The sequence below is a fragment of the Streptomyces sp. NBC_01478 genome, from assembly GCF_036227225.1.
In the GTDB taxonomy this organism is placed as follows: Bacteria; Actinomycetota; Actinomycetes; order Streptomycetales; family Streptomycetaceae; genus Streptomyces.
In genome coordinates this window covers 863,399-881,483 of record NZ_CP109444.1, presented here as the reverse complement: position 1 = coordinate 881,483, position 18,085 = coordinate 863,399, and the positions used below count along the sequence as shown (strand labels likewise).

General features: G+C 72.7%; 16 protein-coding genes. 10 read left to right on the top strand and 6 right to left on the bottom strand.

What is annotated here, in order from left to right; genetic code table 11:
- Window positions 1–3 precede the first annotated feature (3 nt).
- Together OG223_RS03875 and OG223_RS03870 are read left to right on the top strand one after the other, a co-directional pair.
- Window positions 4–912 carry a GlxA family transcriptional regulator gene (locus OG223_RS03875; RefSeq protein WP_329242346.1) on the top strand — a complete coding sequence of 303 codons (909 nt, stop codon included), beginning with the start codon at window positions 4–6 and terminating at the stop codon, window positions 910–912.
- Window positions 913–987: 75 nt separating this feature from the next.
- The gene (locus OG223_RS03870) at window positions 988–1,602 is read left to right on the top strand and encodes a DinB family protein (protein WP_329242343.1); all 615 of its coding nucleotides are present in this window, start codon (window positions 988–990) and stop codon (window positions 1,600–1,602) included.
- 3 nt (window positions 1,603–1,605) lie between these two features.
- On the opposite strand, the gene OG223_RS03865 is transcribed toward OG223_RS03870, so the two are convergent.
- Together OG223_RS03865 and OG223_RS03860 are read right to left on the bottom strand one after the other, a co-directional pair.
- Window positions 1,606–1,749 carry a hypothetical protein gene (locus OG223_RS03865; RefSeq protein ID WP_329242340.1) on the bottom strand — a complete coding sequence of 48 codons (144 nt, stop codon included), beginning with the start codon at window positions 1,747–1,749 and terminating at the stop codon, window positions 1,606–1,608.
- 23 nt (window positions 1,750–1,772) lie between these two features.
- The gene (locus tag OG223_RS03860) at window positions 1,773–3,011 is read right to left on the bottom strand and encodes a cytochrome P450 family protein (RefSeq protein WP_329242338.1); all 1,239 of its coding nucleotides are present in this window, start codon (window positions 3,009–3,011) and stop codon (window positions 1,773–1,775) included.
- 205 nt (window positions 3,012–3,216) lie between these two features.
- Between OG223_RS03860 and OG223_RS03855 the strand changes: the two genes are divergently transcribed.
- Both OG223_RS03855 and OG223_RS03850 read left to right on the top strand, forming a co-directional pair.
- A complete protein-coding gene (locus tag OG223_RS03855) occupies window positions 3,217–3,411 on the top strand; it encodes a tautomerase family protein (protein ID WP_329242336.1) in 195 nt (64 codons plus the stop codon).
- Between the two features lie 57 nt (window positions 3,412–3,468).
- Window positions 3,469–3,924 (top strand): MarR family winged helix-turn-helix transcriptional regulator, encoded by a 456-nt coding sequence (locus tag OG223_RS03850; RefSeq protein ID WP_329242334.1) that lies wholly within the window; start codon window positions 3,469–3,471, stop codon window positions 3,922–3,924.
- 145 nt (window positions 3,925–4,069) lie between these two features.
- On the opposite strand, the gene OG223_RS03845 is transcribed toward OG223_RS03850, so the two are convergent.
- Window positions 4,070–4,621 (bottom strand): HdeD family acid-resistance protein, encoded by a 552-nt coding sequence (locus OG223_RS03845; protein WP_329242332.1) that lies wholly within the window; start codon window positions 4,619–4,621, stop codon window positions 4,070–4,072.
- A gap of 234 nt (window positions 4,622–4,855) precedes the next feature.
- On the opposite strand from OG223_RS03845, the gene OG223_RS03840 reads away from it, so the two are divergent.
- Window positions 4,856–7,348, top strand: a complete 2,493-nt coding sequence (locus OG223_RS03840; RefSeq protein WP_329242329.1) for a lysylphosphatidylglycerol synthase transmembrane domain-containing protein — start codon at window positions 4,856–4,858, stop codon at window positions 7,346–7,348.
- A 154-nt stretch (window positions 7,349–7,502) separates the two neighbouring features.
- Window positions 7,503–10,196 carry an ATP-binding protein gene (locus OG223_RS03835; RefSeq protein ID WP_329242327.1) on the top strand — a complete coding sequence of 898 codons (2,694 nt, stop codon included), beginning with the start codon at window positions 7,503–7,505 and terminating at the stop codon, window positions 10,194–10,196.
- 13 nt (window positions 10,197–10,209) lie between these two features.
- Here OG223_RS03835 and OG223_RS03830 read toward each other — a convergent pair whose 3' ends face one another.
- Window positions 10,210–10,500, bottom strand: a complete 291-nt coding sequence (locus OG223_RS03830; RefSeq protein WP_329242324.1) for a WhiB family transcriptional regulator — start codon at window positions 10,498–10,500, stop codon at window positions 10,210–10,212.
- Complete coding sequence (locus OG223_RS03825; RefSeq protein WP_329265117.1) at window positions 10,497–10,970, bottom strand: DUF1003 domain-containing protein; 474 nt, start codon at window positions 10,968–10,970, stop codon at window positions 10,497–10,499. Before OG223_RS03825 ends, OG223_RS03830 begins: the two co-directional genes overlap by 4 nt.
- Window positions 10,971–11,229: 259 nt before the next feature.
- Between OG223_RS03825 and OG223_RS03820 the strand changes: the two genes are divergently transcribed.
- The 3 genes from OG223_RS03820 (at window position 11,230) to OG223_RS03810 (ending at window position 16,039) form a co-directional block, all read left to right on the top strand.
- Complete coding sequence (locus OG223_RS03820; protein WP_329242321.1) at window positions 11,230–11,694, top strand: hypothetical protein; 465 nt, start codon at window positions 11,230–11,232, stop codon at window positions 11,692–11,694.
- Between the two features lie 263 nt (window positions 11,695–11,957).
- On the top strand, window positions 11,958–14,801 hold the full coding sequence (locus OG223_RS03815) for an AAA family ATPase (protein WP_329242318.1): 2,844 nt from the start codon (window positions 11,958–11,960) through the stop codon (window positions 14,799–14,801).
- A 44-nt stretch (window positions 14,802–14,845) separates the two neighbouring features.
- A complete protein-coding gene (locus OG223_RS03810) occupies window positions 14,846–16,039 on the top strand; it encodes a PucR family transcriptional regulator (protein ID WP_329242316.1) in 1,194 nt (397 codons plus the stop codon).
- Window positions 16,040–16,068: 29 nt separating this feature from the next.
- On the opposite strand, the gene OG223_RS03805 is transcribed toward OG223_RS03810, so the two are convergent.
- Entirely contained in the window at window positions 16,069–17,064 is a 996-nt protein-coding gene (locus OG223_RS03805) for a phospholipase D-like domain-containing protein (RefSeq protein WP_329242314.1), read from the bottom strand.
- Between the two features lie 379 nt (window positions 17,065–17,443).
- On the opposite strand from OG223_RS03805, the gene OG223_RS03800 reads away from it, so the two are divergent.
- The gene (locus tag OG223_RS03800; RefSeq protein ID WP_329242309.1) at window positions 17,444–17,974 is read left to right on the top strand and encodes an FABP family protein; all 531 of its coding nucleotides are present in this window, start codon (window positions 17,444–17,446) and stop codon (window positions 17,972–17,974) included.
- Window positions 17,975–18,085 lie beyond the last annotated feature (111 nt).

Genomic DNA, 18,085 nt, shown 5'->3' with positions numbered 1-18,085 from the left:
ATCGTGAGCCACGTCGTCTTCTTCCTGGTACCCGGAGTCCACCTGCTGGACCTGGCCGGCCCCGCGCAGGTCTTCTCCACGGCGGCCGACTTCGGGCACCCGTACACGCTCTCCTACGTCGCCGAGCAGCCCCAGGTCACCAGCGCCCAGGGGCTGCCGCTGGCGGCCGGGCTCGACTGGCCCGAGCTCGGTCCCGAGGACCTGGTCGTGGTGCCGGGATGGCGTGCCGTCACCCTGGCCGGCGCACCCGCCATCGGCGCTACGACCCTGGGCGTCCTCCGGGACCACCATGCCCAGGGCGGGACGGTGGCGAGCGTGTGCGCCGGAGCCGACGCGCTCGGCCGGGCCGGACTCCTCGACGGCCGCCACTGCACCACCCACCACGACGTCCAGGACGAACTCGCCCGGCGCCACCCGAAGGCGACGGTCGTCCGCGACGTCCTGTTCACCACCGACGACCGGGTCATCACCTCGGCCGGCATCGCCAGCGGCATCGACCTCGCCCTGCACATCGTCGCCACCCGGCACGGTCCCGCCGTGGCCGCCCAGATCGCCCGCGACATGGTCGTCTACGCCCGCCGCAACGGCCACGAGCCGCAGACCAGCGCGATGCTCCGGCACCGGTCCCACCTGGACGACACCGTGCACCGCGCCCAGGACCTCATCGACACCCGCTTCGACGAAGCCCTGCCGCTGCCCGCCCTCGCCTCGGCCGTGGGCGTCAGCGAACGCACCCTCACCCGCCTCTTCAGCCGGGCCACCGGACTCACCCCGCTGCGCTACCAGCAGACCCTGCGCCTCGAACGCGCCGAGCACCTCATCAGCCACGGCGCCACGATCGACGCCGCCGCACGCTCGGTCGGCTTCGAGGACCCGCGCATGCTGCGCCGACTGCGCGCCCGCAGCCAGTAATTGACGGGTGGTGCGGCGGGGACGCTGTTAGGTTGCCGGGTCGACGACCGACCGGCTCGCCCCCAGGAGTACCCAGTGATCCCACCCCGTCTCGCTCCGCTGCTCGACCAGTTCGACTTCGCGTGCGAGCGCCTGTCCGGCCGTATGGCAGGGCCCGTCATGGACAGCGGCGACGGGACGGAGACCCGGGTCGGGCCCATGACCGACGCGGAGTACTTCTGGGAACCGGTGCCCGACTGCTGGTCGGTGCGACGGCGCACGTCCGGTCCCGGAGTACGAGCAACTCTCCTGGCGGGACAGGGTGATTGGGGACGTGACGCCGCCGGCTACCCGCACCCCTGGCCCCCGCCCTTCACCACCCTCGCCTGGCGCCTGAGCCACCTCACCGAGATGCTGACCCTCCGCGCCGACCACACGGCCGGCAGCCGCACGCTGACCCGCGACGACCACCCCGTCACCGGCGACGCCGCCGGCGCGGTCGCGGCCTTCGACGCCGCTGCGGGCGCTTGGCGGAAGGCGCTGTTGAGCGTCGACGACACCGCGCTCGACACCGTCGGGTACTGCACCTATCCGCACGGCAGCGACGCGGAGGAGCCGTTCATCGACATCGTGTGGTGGGTCAACCAGGAAGTGCTGCACCACGGAGCCGAGATCGCGATGCTGCGCGACCTGTACCGAGAGCGCGGCTGACTGTCACAGGACCGCTCCCATCCGCCAGGGGACGATCGCCTCCGTACCGAACCCGAGCGCCTCGGACTTGCTCTCCGCGCCGGAGGCCAGGTCCACCAGGGCCTCGAACAGGGCGGTGCCGTAAGTGAGTTGATCGGCGCTGCTCATCGAGGTCCGCCGCCAGGACCGAATCACGCGGGGTCCGGGCTCCCGGCGAGCACGACCGACACGGGAAGGCGTCGCACCCCGTGCATCAGCAGGCCCGGCGCCCACTCCAACTCGGCGGCGTCCACGGCAAGTTCCAGACTCTCGACGCGCTCCAGCAGCGCGGTGATCGCGACCGTGGCCTCCATCCTCGCGAGCGGCGCCCCCAGACAGTGGTGGACGCCGTGTCCGAACGCGACATGGCCGGCCGACCGTCCGAGGCGGAAGGAGTCCGGCTCCTCGAACCGTGCGGGGTCCCGGTCGGCCGCGGCGAGGGACACCAGGAGCATGTCGCCCCGGCGCACCGGCACGTCCCCGATCAGCATGTCCTCGGTGGCGAAGCGCTCGGTCGCCGTGAGCACGGGCCCGTCGAGGCGGAGGAACTCCTCCACCGCCACGGGCACTTGGGCCGGAGCGGCTCGCAACGCCTTGAAGAGGTCCGGCTGTTGGGCGAGTCCGAGGAGTGCGGCACCGATGAGGTTGGCGGTCGTCTCGTACCCGGCGATCAGGAGCAGGAAGGCCATACCGACCAACTCCGGGTCGGTGAGCCGGTCTTCGTCGGTGTCGCCGGCCAGCGCGCTCAGCAGGTCCTGGCCGGGATCGGCACGCTTGGCCGCGATCAGCTCCGCCAGATACCCCTGCATCCACACGTACGCCTCCTCCCGGTCCCGTCCGGCGACCGGGGACACGATCTGTTCCGAGGCCCAGCGGAACCTGTCCCAGTCGTCCGGCGGAATGCCGAGCAGCTCGCAGATCACGGCGATGGGGACGCGGGCGGCGAAGCCGTCGACCAACTCCGGTGTCCCCTGGGCCAGTACGTCGTCGGCGAACCGGCCCGCGAGCTCCCGTGTGCGGGGCTGCAGGGCCTCGATCTTCTGCGGTGTGAAGGCGCGGGTCACCAGCTTGCGGAGACGGGTGTGGTCGGGCGGGTCCACGGTCAGCATGTAGTCGATCCCGACCTCGTCCCGCACGCCGCTCATCAGCCAGCCCGGCTCCAGTCCCGCGCGTTCGCTCCGCTTGGACACGCGGGGATCGGTGAGCACTTGGCGTGTCGCCTCGTATCCCGTGATGAGCAACTGCGGTGGCGCACCGGCCGGTTCGCAGCGGTGCGCGGCTCCGGATTCCGTCAACTGCCGCAGAAGCGCGTGCGGATCCGTCTGGAACCCGGCACCTTCCAGCTCCGCCCGCAGCGAACTGCCCTGGTCGTCCGGGGTGCTTGTGGTCATCGCGCTCTCCCACCCGAAGTCATTGCTTTCGTCGGCAAGCATTGTGCCGGGGGAGGGGCGTGTCAAGGCGCGCTGGGGCCGGGGGACTTGGAGCCCCGTACGGGTGCGGTTCCGCAGTCTCGACCTCCGTCGGATGACGGAAGTCGAGCCCCGCGAGCAGGCGGAACCATGGTCCCGACGCGCCCCCGATCCATGAGGAGCCGACATGCCCGACTACACCTGCACCACGGCGCGGGGAACTCTGCCCCAGGAGTCGAAGGCCTCACTCGCGGCCGAGATCACCCGGATTCACGCGGCGATCAACCATGTGCCACCGGCGTACGTCGACGTGGTCTTCGCCGAGCAGCCGCCGGAGACGTACGCAAGCTGGACGAGTAGCGGCACAGGCGGTGCCGGGTGAGGACGGCCGGGCCGCAACCGCTTGAGGCTCCTTGCTTGAGCACGCTAATCTGCACGGATGACCGCCGCCGAGGATCCCCTGACCGCGCAGGAAGAGCGTTTCTGGCGTGCCCTGATGCGTGTCATCGTCTCGCTGCCCCGTTCGCTCGACGACGACCTGCTGCGGTCCACGGGGCTGACGCTCACCGAGTACGTCGTGCTGATGAGCCTGTCCGAGGCCGAGAACCAGGAACTCCGCATGGCGGATCTCGCGGCGGCCACCGCGCTGTCGGCGAGCCGTATCACCCGCGTCGTGGACGCGCTGCAGAGCCGCGGCCAGGTCGTGAAACGGCGCTACGAGGGTGACGCGCGCGGGAATGTCGCGACCCTCACCCCGGAAGGGCGCAAGCGGCTCGAATCGGCCTATCCGGTACACCTCGCGAGCGCCCGCAAGCGGGTCATGGACCATCTCGACGGCCGGTCGCTGTCGGCCATGGTGCGGCAGTTCGAGACCGTGGTCGAGAAGTTCGACTGAACCTGAACCGGCTCCGCGCCCGGCGGGAAGAGCACGATCGCGATCCGCAGGGCAAGGAACGGCCGGAGGATCATTCCCGCCCCCCTGGGTGCCGCGCGGCGCCGTTCCGTCGGACGGCGCCACGCGGCTGTCCGTAGCCCGTGGCTCAGGCGCGGACCGCTTCGCGTCGGCCCGCGTCGTGACGGCGGCGCCGCTCCTCGAACGAGGCGAAGACCGCCGAGACGCCGTAGACGAGGCTGAACAGGCCGAAGACGGTGGCGAGGGAGACCGCGCCGATGTCCGGGCGGACGAACAGGGAGAACGCGAACACGATCGACACCGCGCCGGTCAGCAGATACAGGGTCCGCTCACCCGCCGTCTCGTCGCGCTGGAACGCCATCGCTGTCTCCATGGCGCCGGTCGTCAGTGCCCACGCGGCGATCCAGATCGTGAGCGCGAGCGCCGTGATGCCGGGCCATGCCAGCGCGACCACGCCGGCCGCCAGCGAGAGTCCGGCGAGCACCAGCCAGCCGAGGACGGGCCCGACCCTGTCGCCGGTGAAGGCGCGGGCGCTGTCCGTCGCCGCGGTCATGAACGCGTAGACGGCGAAAAGGACGACGAAGGCGCCGACGGTGATGCCGGGCCATGCGACGGAGACCACGCCGAGGGCGACGGCCAGCAGACCGCGCCAGAGGAGCACGTTGGGTGAAGTGAACATGGTCACCTTCCACAGACGAGGGTGTCGCCTCGTTCTTCGCCCGAGGCCATGGTTCGCCAGGAAGGCCAGAGTCGCGCCTTCCGGCCGCGATCTGTCATACGACTGCATCCGCTACTTCCTTACTCCTTTACCGTCGTCACAGAAACCCGTGCAGCCATCCGACCGATGCGCGGACCGGGTCGCGGCGCGAGCATCGGTGCCTTCCGGCCTTCGGCCTGTCGACAAGGAGCTGACGTGATCGGTGGGATCGAAGGCCGTGACAGCCGGCCGGTCGCGGTTCCGGTGATCGACGATCCGCCTCGACCAACCGTTCGTCGGGCGGTGGATCTGTGGCGGCTGCTGGTGTCCCTGTCCGTCCTGCTCGTGGCGGTCCTACTGGCCGTCGCCACCCGCGACTTCGTCCGCAGGGCCCAGCAGGGACTCCTCGCCACGGCGACCGCGCTGCCCGAGGCACTGCGGGACACCCTCGTGGGAACGGTGCAGGCCGTCGCCCTGCTCGCACCGGTCGCCGTCCTGGCGGTGTGGTGCGTACGGCGGCGGATCGAGCCTGTTCTACGGGTCCTGCCGGCGGCGGCGCTGGGCGTGCTGGGCGCGTGGTCGCTCACGCGTCCGGCGCTGGTGCGGGGGAGACCGGACGGATGGCCGGAGGTGCTGGACGGCCGGGACGGTCTGCTGCCGGCGGGCTGGCCGTCCGCCGTCTACCTGGCGGCCTGCGCGGCGGCGGTCGTCGCGGCCGGCCCGTGGCTGGGCGCGCGCCCGCGGCGGGCGCTGTGGTTCCTGGCCGCCGGATGCGGCGCGCTGAGCGTCGCCGCGGCCGCGATCGTCCCGCTGGACGCCGTCGCCGCACTCGCCGTGGGCGGCGCGGCCGGGTCGGCCGTCCTGCTGCTGGCCGGAGCCCCCGCCGACCGCCCGACGGCCCAGGCGGTCGCCGACGCTCTCGCGGCTTCCGGGATCCCGGTCGCCACCCTGGGTGAACTGCCGCCGGACGAACAGCAGTTGGGGGAAGGGACCGTCTACCGCGCCGTGACCACCGCCGGTTCCCGGCCGGCGGTGCGGGTGTTCGGTGCCGAGGACCGCAACCGTGACCTCTTCCACCGGCTCGCCCGGCGGACGCTGCTGCGCCATCCGGCCGACGCCACCGCCCAGTCGCCGCTCGCGGCCGCCGAGCACGAGCTGCTGATGCTCGTCTTCGCGGCCCGTACCGGCGCCCGGGTGGCCGAGCCGGTGATGGCGTATCCGGTGGCCCAGGGCGCCGCTCTGGTGGCGACCGTCGCGCCGGACTCCCGTGCGCTGTCCGCGGTGCGGGACGAGGAGCTGACCGATCAGCTCCTCGCCCGGGTGTGGAGCTCCGTGGCCCGGCTCCAGGAACACCGGCTGGGACATGGGGCGTTGCGCCCCGAGCACGTCCTCGTCGAGGCGACCGGCGAGATCAGACTCGCCGCGTTCGCACGCGGCCGGCTCAACGCGCCGCCCGACATGCTCGGCGGCGACCTCGCCGAACTGCTGGCCACCACCGCCGTACGGGTCGGCCCCCGGCGGGCCACCGCGTGCGCGCTGGCCGGGCTGGGGCCGGAACTGCTGGCGACCGCGCTGCCGTACCTCCAGCCGCTCGCCCTCATGGGACCCGCGCGGCACCAGGTCGCCCGGTACGACCAGGCCCGCGCACGGGCGGCCGGGCAGAAGGCCGGGCGGCGCACACTGCGCGCCGGCGGGCGGCCCAGCCTGCTGAAGGATCTCGCCGCCGAGGTGTCAACTGCCAGCGGTGGCAAGGCGGTTCCTCTCGCCCATCTGGCGCGGTTCACATGGAAGAGCGCCCTGGGACTCGCGGGCGCGTTCCTCGTACTCCACCTGGTGCTGCCGCAGTTGGCCAACGCCCCCGCCGCAGTGGACGCGTTGCGGGACGCGAACTGGTGGTGGGTGCTCGCGGTGCTGCCCGTCACCTTCCTCTCCCAGGCGTTCTCGACCCTGCTGCAACAGGGCACCATCCCGGCCCGACTGCCGTTCGGCCCCACCTACCAGGTGCAGTTCGCCAGTTCGTTCCTCAACCGGATCACCCCGGGCAATGTCGGCGGCATGGCGCTCAACCTCCGCTATCTGCAGAAGACGGGGATCGAGACCGGGGCGGCCACCGCCTCCGTCGGGCTGCAGAGCCTGGCCGGCGCGCTCTCCAACACCGTGGTCGCCGCCGTCTTCCTCACCTGGGCGGGACGCGGCCACGCCGGAGCGCACCTGCATCTGTCCGCCGGACGGTATGCGCTGTGGGCCGTCGCCCTGGTGCTCGCCGCCGGGGGACTGCTCGGCTTCACCCCGCCCGGCCGCCGCTTCCTGCGCGACAAGGTGTGGCCGTTCCTGCGCGCGGCCGGATCGACGATCGCCGGGCTCGCCACCGAACCGGCAAAGGTCGCCGTGGGAGCCGTCGGCGCCCTCGGACTGCCCCTCGTCCAGGTCGTCGGCCTGGCCATGAGCCTGCACGCGCTGGGCGGCGGCCTGCCCTTCGTCCAGGTCGGTGCCGCGTACATGGCGGCCCGGCTGATCGCCAACGCGGCTCCCGTACCGGGCGGGCTCGGAGCGCTGGAGGCCGGACTCGTCGCCGGTCTGACGACGCTCGGCGTGGCGGCGGGGGCGGCCACTTCGGCGGTGCTCGTCTACCGGCTGCTGACGTTCTGGCTGAACGTCCCGCTGGGTGCGCCGGCCCTGAACGTCGTGCAGCGGCGAGGCTACGTGTGACCGGTCGCCGTACCGGGGAGCCGTACGCTGGACGGGCCGGGCGGCGCCGCCTCGCAGTTCCGGGCGCGGTCACATGACCCAAGCCGCGCCGCAGGGATCCTCCTACGATTCCGCCGGTGAAGACATGGAGTGTCCTGGACGTCTGGGGAGGCGCGTGTACAAAACCGGGCTCCTCGGCCGCGACCGGCAGGTGAGGGTCCTGCACGAACTGCTGGGACGGCTGCCCGCCGCCGGCGGCGCCCTGGCGCTGCGGGGCGGCCCGGGCGTCGGCAAGACCGCACTGGTGCAGGCCCTGGCGGAGCGCGCCCGAGTGGCGGGATGGCGGTTGCTGGAGGTGGCCGGGGGTACCGACGACACCCCCTTCGGTGGTCTGCGCGAACTGCTGCGGCCGGTGCTCGGCACCGCGGAGTCGCCGCTGCCGGAACGGGGCGCCGTCCTGCGGTCGGAGCTCGACGGCGGCTCCGGACCGCCGCCGGACACCCGGCGGGTGGCCCTGGCCGCGTTCAACCTGCTCACGGCGGTGGCCGCCGAGCGGCCCGTGGTGGTCGTCGCCGACGACGTCCAGCGCCTCGACCGGCCCACCCGGGACGTGCTGGCGTTCATCGCCCGCAGGGTGGACGACCAGCCGGTCGTCGTCCTCGCGGCACTCCGCGGCGCACACACCCTGCCGGGCGTGCCCGCGCTGGACGTGCCCGTACTGGACGCGCCCTCGGCACGACGGCTGCTGGCCCGGCACGCGGCCACATTGCCTCCCGCCGTCCGCGAGCGCATCCTCGGCGAGGCGCTCGGCAACCCCCTCGCCCTGGTCGAACTCCCCACGGCATGGCGCCCGTTGGGGGCACCGGGATCATGGACCCACCTGCCGGTGAACGCCACGTTGGAGACGGCGTTCGCGGCCGGGCTCGGCGAACTGCCCGACCAGGCACGGGATGCCCTGCTGGTCGCGGCCGTCGACCAGGCCGGAGACCTCTCGGAGATCCTGGCGGCCGCCTCCGTCCTCACCGGGAGCACGCTCGCGGTGGACGTGCTCGACGGCGCGGTCGCGGCCTCGCTGGTACGACTCGACAGGACGACCCTGCGTTTCCGCCATCCCGTGGTGCGTTTCGCGGTGCTGGGGGCGGAACCGCAGACCCGCCGACAGGCCGCCGACGCGGCTCTGGCACAGGTGCTGGCCGACCAGCCGGACCGGCGCACCTGGCACCGGGCCCAGTCCGTCAACGGCCCCGACGACGAACTCGCGGACGAACTGGCCGACGCCCAGGCCTCGTTGCTCAGGCGGCACGGAGCCGCCGCGGCCGTCCGCGCGCTCGAACGCTCGGCCCAGCTCACCACGGACTCCGTCACCCGGGGGCACCGGTTGCTGGGCGCGGCCGAGCACGCGTACGGCCTCGGCCGTGTCCGGCTGACCCACTCGCTGATCGAAGCGGCGGAGCATCAGCGACTCGGCACCGCCGATCGGGCGAAGGCCCGGTGGCTGCGGGAGATCTCGGACGCGGAACCGCAGTTGGACTCGGCACGGGCACAAGTGCCGCCGGACATCGGGGAGTTGTCGGCGGGCGATCCGGAACTGGCCCTGGACCTGCTGCTGAGCGCGGCACTCCACGTCCACCGCACCGGCGCCGACCCCGCCGCGCGGGCCGGGGTCGTCGAGGCCGCCGAGCGGCTCACCCCCACGAACGACCCACGCCGGCTCGCGGCCCTGGCGCTCACCGAACCCGTACGCCACGGCCGGGCGGTGGCCGACCGGCTGCCGTCGCACGAGACGGACCGGTACGTCCACGACGCCGATGGAACAAGGGTGTTGGGCATGGCAGCCCACGCGATCGGCGATCCGGTCCGCGCGGTCGAGCTGCTCGGCCGGGCGGCACCCGTTCTCCGCGCGCAGGGCCGACTCGGCCTGCTGGCGGAGACCCTCCTCACCGAGGCCGCCGACCAGTTGCTGCTCGGGGACTGGCCGCGCGCCACCCGGCTCACCGAGGAAGCACGCGGGATCGTCGCCGAGACCCGCCAGCCGGCCATGGTCGCCGCACTCGCCGGCACCGACGCCATCGCCGCCGCACTGCGCGGACAGGCCGTGCGGGCCCAGGAGTTGGCCGACACCGCGGCGGCCTGGCAACGCCCCGATCTCGTCCCGACGCTACGGCTGGCGCGTGGTGTGGCCCACCTGGGGGAGGGCCGGTACGGCGAGGCCTACGACGAGTTGCGGCCCCTGCTCGACCTGCCGCCCGAAGGGCTGCGACGGCAGGGCTTCGCCGCCCTGACGCCGTTCGTCGTGGCGGCGGACCGCGGCGGCGACCGCCAGGAAGCCGCGCGTGTCCTCGCGGCCGTGGAGGAGGCCGCACAGGTGACTCCGGCCCCGCTGCTGCACATCCAACTCCCTTACGCGCGGGCCGTGTTCGCCGCGGACGCGGCGGCCGAGGGACTGTACCTGGCCGCCTTGGACCGTGACCTGTCCCGTTGGCCGCTGGTCAGGGCGCGGATGGAGCACGCGTACGGACACTGGCTGCGCCGCCACCGCCAGGCCGCCCGGTCCCGTGCGCTGCTCCTCTCGGCGCGGACCGCCTTCGACCTCGTCGGAGCCTCCGACTGGGCGGGCCACAACGCGCCGGCGGGAGCCGACACCCCGCTTCCGTCCGTCGCCGAACTGCTGTCGCCCCAGGAGACGTTGATCGCCCGACTGGCCGCGGAAGGGCTCTCCAACCGGGAGATCGCGGAACGGCTGTACCTGTCGCACCGTACGGTCGCCGCCCATCTGTACCGGGCCTTCCCCAAGCTGGGAATCACCTCGCGCGGCGAACTGGCCCCACTGCTGCGGCCGCCCGGTGCGGACGGCCCGGCAGCGGGATGACGCCGGGACGGAGTCAGCCGCGCCGCTGTCCGGGGGCACGGGGCGGCCGCACCAGCGCCCTGCGCTCCCCTTCCGACAGGCCGCCCCACACGCCGTACGACTCGGGGCCGTTCATCGCGATGCGGGCGCACAGCTCGATCACCGGGCAACGCCCGCAGACGGCCCGGGCCTTCTTCTCCCGGGCCCGTTTCCGGGGGCCGCGCTCGCCGGGCGGGGAGAAGAAGACGGAACTGTCCATGCCCCGGCAGAGGGCGTGCTGCTGCCAGTCCCAGTAGGCGAGGAAAGGGCGGTGCCGGGGGATCATGACGCCGCCTCCGCCCCAGGGGCCGTCGGCGTCGGCTCGGTGTCGTTCATCTTCGCCCGGTTCTGCGCCAGGAGTGTCCGTACGTCCTGTTCGACCCGCTCGGCGTCGAGCCCCAGGACATGGCCCATGTGGGCCGACCACACCTCGGAGCGGATATTGGTCTCGAAGTCCAGATCGGCCCGCACCTTCTCGCGGAGCGCCTGGCGGTTCTGGCTCACCATCACGAAGGTCGACAGGAAGATCGCCTCAAGGCTGACGATCATCGTGAGCAGTCCGAAAGGGTAGGGGTCCCAAACCGCGGACGGGCCGAACAGCCCCTCGTTGCAGGTGATCCAGACCGCGAACCACAGCGCGTGCAGATACACGAACCGCATGGTCCCGGCGAAGGTCGTGATCGCGTCCGCGATCCGGTCCTGGGTGCCGCGCATCCGCGCGAGCACGGCCTGCTCGTTCGGAAGCCGTATGTCCAGGCCATTGGTTCCAGGGGGCACGGGCACTCCTCGATCCGGTGCACACGACAGACGCCCGTCAGCGTAGGGACGGGCCGGGCGGCTTCCTTGGGTCAAACGACTGCGGTCAAGGCCGCACCGCATGGCTGTACGCCGTCCATTGAGTCGATTGACCCAAGCGGGCCGGGCGGCGCGACGGAAGAGTTGCGGGCAGTTCAGGCGCGTACCCCGGTACCCCGCGTGAACGAGCAGCACGTATCCGTCAAGGAAAGGGATCACCATGTCGGACCCGACGCCGCAGAAGAACGCCACCTCGGACGGCCCCGCCGGCCGCCTCGCCGAGCTGTCCCAGAAGGCCCAGGATGCCCAGCGCACCGTGGCCGCGACCGTCGCGGAGGACCGGCAGAAGCTGGCCGTCGCGGTGGCCGACGCGAAGGACAGGGCCGAACAGGGCGCGCAGCGGCTCCAGTCGAGCGGCCGGCGGGCGAAGGCGAACGTCACCGGAAGCTGGAACCAGGTGCAGACCTCCTGGCAGGACCACGTGGGCTCGGTCCGCGCGAAGCTGGAGGAACGGAAGACCGAGCGCGATGTGAAGCGGCTGGGCCACGCCGCCGACGACGCCGAGGACTACGCCGCCGACGCCGTCGGGTTCGCCATCGCGGCCGTGGAGGAGGCGGAGTACGCCACGCTGGACGCGGTGCTGGCGAGGGTGGAGGCGGACGAAGCGGCCGAGGCCGTGCAGTAGCCGTCGGCTTCCGACGCGTCCGCGGGTGCGAGCGGCCGGCCGGGGCAGCGGGTCGTGGGACACCACCCACGGCCCGCTGCCCTTCGGCGGGCGGTAGCGCGCGGTGTGGGCGGCCACCGTCCTCGGCGCCGAATGCTGTGACCGGGAACATCGACCACCGCTCCTCGATCGGCGACGATCTTGCCGGAGAGGGACAGCACGCCCGATCCCTCTCACCGACCCGACATGGTTCTTCGGGCAAGCGACGTGACGGAGGGAAGTCGGTGACCTCACGGCCTGGAGCGGAACTGGTCGGTCGCGCGGCCGAGTTGCGGCTGCTGGACTCGCTGGTGGCCAGGCACGACGGAGTTCGGCCCGCCCTGCTGCTGCGCGGCGGCCCGGGGGCGGGCAAGACCGCGCTGCTGGACGCCGCCGCGGCACGGGCCACAGCGACCGGAACGCGGGTACTGCGGGCCGTGGCCGTGGAGTTCGAGGCCGAGATGGCCTACGCGGCGCTGCACCAACTGCTGTACCCGCTGCGACGGCACGCCGAGCTGCTTCCCGGCCACCACCGTGAGGTCGTCGCCCGGATCTTCGGACTCGCGCCCGGACCGTCGCCCGACCCGCTGGCCGCGGCGACCGCGGTCCTCGCGCTGCTCGGCGAAGTCACCGTCGAGCGGCCGCTGTTGATGATCGCCGACGATGTGCCGTGGACCGACCCGGCCAGTGCGACCGCGCTGGGTTTCGTCGTCCGCAGGATCGGCGACCACCCGATCGTCTTCCTGGCCGCCGCACGGACCGGGGCCGACAGCTTCTGCGACCGACTCGACATACCCGTACGGGAGACCCGGCCGTTGGCCGAGCGGGCGGCGGCCGAGTTACTGGACGCCCGGTGGCCCGGACTGGGGCCCTCGGTACGGCGCCGGATGCTGGCCGAAGCTGCGGGAAACCCGCTCGCGCTGCGGGAGTTGCCGGCGGAGCTGAGCGGCCCGCAGCGCTCCGGCCACCTCCCGCTCCCCCCGCTGCTGCCCCTGTCCGGGCATCTGGAGGAGGCCTTCGCCTCCGCCGTCGAAGGGCTGCCCGCGACGACCCGGACGGCGCTCCTCCTGGCCGCCCTCGATGCCGAGATCGGCCCGGCCGTGATCCGCAGGGCCCTGGGGGACTGCGACACCCTCGACGCCCTCGCGCCGGCACGGGAGGCCGAGCTGCTCCACGCCGACTCGACCGTCGGCCGTATCTCCTTCCGCCATCGGCTGACCCGTGCCGCGATCGTCCACCGGGCGACCCCCGGCGAACGCCGCCGCGCGCACCACTGTCTGGCCGCCGCCCTGGCCGACGCACCCGAGCGCCGCGCCTGGCATCTCGCCGAGGCCACGACCGGACCGGACGAGACACTGGCCCGCGCCCTGGACGAAGGGGCCCTGCCCGCCTGGCGGCGCGGCGACGAACCGGCCGGGTCCGAGCGGTGGCGCGGCAACGCGTCCGCCGCCGTGGCCGCGCTCAAGCGGGCCGGCGAACTCAGCCCGCACCCGGCCGACCGCTCCCGCCGCCTGGCCGAGGCCGCCTACTTCGCGACCTTCACCGGCCAACTCGACGACGTACCAGGGCTGTTGACCGACGCCGCACGGGCCGCCGACCCACCGACCGCCCTCGTCGCCGCCACCACCGCCCACCTCCTCACCCACGACGAGGGCGACCTCGACGCCGCCCACCGCCTGCTGGCCCGGGCCCTCGACGACACCGCCGCCACCGGCACGGACGACGCCCGGGACCACGCCGGCATCCTGTACGCGCTGCTGCTCGTCTGCCTCCACACCCTCGGCCCCGAGCCGTGGCAGCTCCTCAGGACCGCGCTGGACCGGTTCGAACCGACCGCGATGACACCGATCAGACTCTGCTACGAGGCGTACGCCGACCCCGCACACGCCTCCGACGCGTTGCGCAAGGGCCTCGCCGACGCCTTCGCGGCGCTGCCCGCCGACCCGGCGCCCTGGGAACTGATCCCCCTGGCCTTCGCGGCGGTGGCGATGGACGCCCTGTCGGACCACCGGTACCTGGTCTCCCGCACGGTCGACCGCGAACGCGAGGGCGGCGCCGTCGCCATGGCCGTCCCCGCGCTGCTGCTGCTCTGCCACGACTCCTACGCCCACGGCCGGTGGGACGAGGCCGAGCGCCTGGCCCAGGAGGGGCTGGACCTGGCGGCCGCCCACGGCTACCGCTTCTGGGAGCGGCAGATCCGCGCCCTGCTCGCGACGGGCGCGGCGCTGCGCGGCGACGCGGACCTCGCCCGCACCCGCAGCGAGGAGACCACCACCTGGGCCGCGCCCCGCGGCATCGAGGTGACGGAGGCCTACGCCCGGTCGGCCCGCCACCTCGCGGCCATGGGACAGGGCGACTACGAGGAGGCCCACGTCCAAGTGGGCCGGATCGACCCGGCCGGCACGCCGAGCGCGGGCATCCCGGGCCGATGGCTGGTCCTGGACCTGGTCGAGGCGTCGGTCCGCACCGGCCGCACGGACGAGGCCCGCGACCAGGTCGTCGCCGCGCGGACGGCGGGCATCCACCGGATCTCCTCGCGCACCGCGCTCGGCTGCGCCGGAGCCGAGGCGGTGGCCGCCGACGAGAACGCCGCCGGGCCGCTGTTCGAAGCGGCCCTCTCCCTTCCCCACGCGGCCCGCTGGCCGTGGGAACACGCGCGCATCCAGCTCGCCTACGGACAGTGGCTGCGCCGCGCCCGCGACCACCACGCCCGCCGGTATCTGAGCTCCGCCCTGGAGACCTTCGACCGGCTCGGCGCGCAGGCCATGGCACAGCGGGCCCGCAACGAACTGCGCGCCACCGGAGTCGTCGCCACCGGCGCAACCCCCGGCGTAGCCGCCACCCGGGCCGCGGCCCTGACCGTGCAGGAGCGGCAGATCGCCGAGCTGGCGGCCGTGGGCCTGACCAACAGGCAGATCGGCGAGCGGCTGTTCCTCTCCCACCGCACGGTCGGCTCCCATCTGCACCGGCTGTACCCCAAGCTCGGCATCACCTCACGCGCCGCGCTCCGTGCCGCCCTGGAGGCGATGTCCCCCCGTGCGGCGGCGCGGGCGGCGGGTCCGGCGGTACCGTGGAACGAGCCCCTCTGATCGGTGGAACCAGCCCCTCTGATCGGTGAGACCGGAGAAGACAAGTGGTCGACAAGGAGATCAGAGCCCTGGCGACCGCGCTGCTCGAACGCGTCGGGGAACTGGCGAAGGAGATGGCGGCGCGGATCCGCGCCGGCTCACGGGAGTACCACTACGACGCGGTGCCCGAGGCGGATCTGGAGGAGGCCTGCCGGACCCACGTCGGCAACGCGCTCCAGGCCCTGACCGGACAGGTACCGCTGGACACCGAGGCCGCGGCCGACATCGGCCGCCGACGGGCCCGGCAGAACGTGCCGTTGCCCAGCGTGATGACGGCCTACCGGCTCGGCGTGCGGTACTTCTGGGAGACGGTGGTCGCCGAAGCGACCACAACCGCCCTGGTGGGCAACGACGTTCTGGTCGCCGCGGCCTCCGCCATGTGGGAGATCCAGGACGGCATCACCGAGGCCATGGTCTCGGGCTACCACGACGCGGTCGCCCAGCGGCTCCTCGCCGGCGACCAGGAGCGTTCGGCGCTGGTGGAAGCGCTCCTGGAGGGCAGGAGCATGGACGCCGACGCCGTGTGGTCCGCCGCCGAGGTCCTGGGCGTACCGCGCGAGGGCCCGTTCGTCGTGGTCGCCGCGGAGGTACCCGGGATCGGCAGGCAGGCGCTGCCCGACATCGCGGCTCTCCTCACCCGGCGCGCCGTCCGGTCCGCCTGGCGACTGCGCCCCGAACTGCAGCTGGGCATCGTGCACTTGCGCACCCCACGGGACCTGCGCACCCTGGTCGAGGTGCTGCGGGACCGCGCGGAGCGGCGCGTGGGCGTGAGCCCCTCCTACGGCGACCTCGACCGCACCGGCGACGCCCTGCGCTTCGCCAAGGTCGCCCTGCGCGGGGGCGACGCGGGCAGCAGTGCCGTGACCGTCTTCGACGACTCGCCGCTCGCGGTCGCCACCGCCGGCGCACCCGACGTCATGGCCCGCGTCGCCTCCAAGGTCCTCGGTCCGATCGAGGCCCTGCCCGCCGACGAACGCGCCCTGCTGCTCGACACGTTGGAGGCCTGGTTCGACCGCGGCGGCTCCGCCGAGGAGGCCGCCAAGCAGCTCTACGTCCACCCCAACACCGTGCGCACCCGCCTGCGCCGCATCGCCGAACGCACCGGCCGCTCACTGACCGACCCCCGGGGTATCACCGAACTCGCCCTCGCCCTGCGGGCCCTGCGGCAGACTCCGGGGCCCCCGACCCCGGAGTCGTAGCGCCGACCGCTGTGCGGCGCACGCCGTCCCTAGGCGGCGGTACCGCCCGCGTAGTCGCTCTTGAACGTGGTCTCGATGGTGGTGGCGACGGACTGGGCCACCCCGGTGCCGGTGAGGATGATGCCCAACTCGCGGTTGTTGGACAGCGAGTTGCTGCTGATGTTCATCGAACCCGCCTCCACCTCCTGGGTGGACAGACCGTAGTCGGCGACCATGGCCTTGGCGTGGATGTAGAAGCCGTTCGGGTCGGAGTAGCCGACGACCGTGCCGCCTGCCGCCTTGACCGCGGACACCTCGCTGGCATAGCTCGACGGCGTCTCCAGCACCACCCGTACGGTCACGCCCGCCTTCGCCCTGGCGACGATCGCGTTGACCACCGTGCTGTCGCTGAACTCCAGTTCCTCGACGTCCAGTGTCGTGGTGGCCGCGTTGATCACGGTCAGCAGTCGGCTGCGGGAGTCGGTGGGGGACCAGAGCAGATGGTCGCCGTCGGTCGGGGTGATCGAGGTTCCGGCGTAGTCCGCGTTGAACACCTTCTCGATCGCGGCGACATCGCGGGTGTCGTCGGTGAACACGCCGTAGTCGCGCCCGGTCGAGTAGTACTGCGAGGTCAGATTGCCGGTCAGGACAAGGGACTTGGTGGCGTCCACGGTGATCGTCTTCTGGTGCGTGTAGACGAAGCTGGACGGCGACCACACCACGCCCACGCCCGCGTTCGTCAGGGCCGTGTACGCCGAGTTGTTGGCGGACTGGTGCGCGGCGTCCAGCACCACCCGCACGGTGACGCCCTTCTTCTCCAGGGCGATCAGGTCGTTGACGGCGGTGGTGTCCTCCAGCTCGTACATCGTCATGTCGAGCGAGGAGGTGGCCGAGTTGATGAAGTCGTAGATGGCCGGCTGCGTGGTGCCGGACTGCGAGAAGGCGAAGGCGGTGTACGTCGCGGCGTTGGCGGGGACAGCCGTGACGAAGAGGGTGGCACCGGCTGCCAGCGCGACACCGGCACGGCCGAGGAACGTCCTCAACATGCGTAACTCCTAGTCGAGTTGATGCCCACGTGGGGGGTGGCGGGCAGGTGCATGACACCACGCGCGTAGAACGCGGAGGAAGAGAAGCAGGGTGAACTCGCGATTACCGGCCGCGCGTTCGCGTGGACAAAGGGGACTCCGTGCAGGTGAGGGCCGGTTCATGGGGTCCCCGCGAGTTAGCAAAAACTTCGTAGCCGGCGAATTCCGGGTCGACTGCAGCGCCCCCGAAGGGGCGCGGGGCTGTGTCTATTTGAGGCTCCGCCGCGTGGGCGCGACCAGCCCCCACGGCGCGTCACTGGAACGGCGGCATATCGGGGCACTCCGTGCGGAGCGCTTAGGCTGCGCCCCGACACCCCGCACCAACCACAGGAGCGCCCCCGTGCCCAACCCCCCGTACCCCGACGCCTACAACCCCGACGAGCAACCCACCCCCCACCCGCTCCTCACCCCCGTACTCGCCCTCCTGGGCCACTGGCACGGCCGAGGCAAGGGCGAATACCCCACGCTCGCCGGTGACTTCACCTACGCCCAGGACGTCACCTTCACCCACGACGGCCGCCCCTTCCTGCACTACGAGGCCCGCGCCTGGATCCTCGACGCCGAAGGCACACCGCTGCGCCCCGCGGCACGCGAAAGCGGCTGGTGGCGCCTGCAACCCGACGGCCGGATCGAGGCCCTGATCACCCAGCCGACCGGCATCGCGGAGATCCTCGTAGGAACCGCCACCGGCGACACGGTCGACCTCGCCACCCACGACGTCGCCCTCACCCCCACCGCCAAGAAGGTCACCGCCACCCGCCGCCGCTACACCCTGACCGACGACACCACGCTCGCCTTCGAGCACGATCTGGAGGCCGTGGGGGAGCCGCTGCAACACCACCTCTCGGCGCGGCTGCGACGTACGGCCTGAAATGAGCTGATCAGCAAGCCTGTTCACAGCGTTGCTTTCGGAATATCCGGTCGTTGATCTCCCATGCAGTGAGCGGTGCCCGAGCGGCATGGAGGCGTGGATCGACAGTGG